Raw genomic sequence first — 1,189 nt, 5'->3', positions numbered from 1 at the left:
GTTGCCCACATACCCACAGCAGACGCAAAAGCAGCAGCAGGAAGCTGCTTGATGTGAACGACAAGGCAGGCCGGATCACACCTTAACTTCGCCGATCCATGGTCCCAGCTCCGGGGTCCACTTCAGTCTGACCGTAGCGCAATCACCGGATCCCTCGAAGCGCCGATAGCACCACCGAAAGCGTCGCCAGCTCCACGCCGGCTCGACCCGGATGCGCGCCCCGTTCACCTCGATCTCGACCACTCCACAGACCTTGGCCGGCGGCGTGGCAATCTCCAAGGACTTCATCTGTACCGACGAAATACACTCGGACTCGCCAGCCATCCCGCCATCGCTCTCGGCGCCAATTTGGATAGGCACGAAGTTCCGGGCTTTGCCGGCCACTGCCGCCGCTACCTGGCGTCGCCACACCGTGAGCAGTCCGCGGGAAACGCCATTGCGCCGCGCCACCTCGGAGATGTTCGCCCCCTCCTCAAAGCTCTCCGCCGCGATCCGGGCCTTCTCCTCGCTCGTCCACCGTCGCCGCCGGCGCTCCCCGGTGATCACCTCAACGCGGCGATAAGAGTCACCTTCCTGCCCTGGCATCAAGCATGGCATTTGCCATCGCTTCACCTCCACCCATCAGCTCATCCCAGCCTGTATCGCAAGCGACCGCGCCATGACGAGGTGGAGGCCTCATGCCGGTTACGCTTGTTCGCATGAGCCACAACTGCTGCGAAGCGCGGAACACTAACCGGATGGATAACCGCGATGGCTCAAGAGTCACTTGTATCGATCTCGCTATCTTCGGGTACAGAGCTGGTCCGGGTTGTCTGAACAGAGTTTCCGCGCGATAGGTGGAGCCCCTGCCGGGCCTAGTCATTACAGTTGTTTTTTTGATTTGAAGTGGGCGCGTTGAGCGGCAGCCTGGTGAGCTCTGCGCCAGCAAGACCATGCGATGATGTGTGCGGGTCGAATCCGCTTTCGAGCAAGTCTGATAGCGATGCGGCGGATTTCCTGGATTGACCAGCGGATCAGCGGGGCCGTGGTTATGCTTTGGCTTTTGCCGGGGGGCGCCGTTTCGTTTTTTTGGGCGGTGGCGGGTTAGCGCGATGTCGGATCGCGGCCATCATGGCGAAGGCGAGCATCACCAGGGACACGTGACGGTGCCAGCCATGCCAGGATCTGCTCTCGTTGTGATCGAGCCCGA

1 protein-coding gene and 1 pseudogene are annotated in these 1,189 nt (G+C 61.5%); both read right to left on the bottom strand.

The window, feature by feature from the left end:
* Nucleotides 1-75: 75 nt before the first annotated feature.
* Nucleotides 76-585: a transposase gene (locus GWG65_RS40160; RefSeq protein ID WP_275200912.1), complete on the bottom strand. Its 510-nt coding sequence runs from the start codon at nucleotides 583-585 to the stop codon at nucleotides 76-78.
* Between the two features lie 443 nt (nucleotides 586-1,028).
* Nucleotides 1,029-1,189: pseudogene (locus GWG65_RS40155) on the bottom strand (IS701 family transposase); the annotation flags it as partial.

Origin of the sequence: Bradyrhizobium sp. CSA207 (assembly GCF_029051685.1) — a bacterium.
Lineage (GTDB): Bacteria > Pseudomonadota > Alphaproteobacteria > Rhizobiales > Xanthobacteraceae > Bradyrhizobium.
The sequence above is the reverse complement of the archived record's forward strand: the minus strand, read 5'-3'. Positions and strand labels throughout refer to the sequence as shown.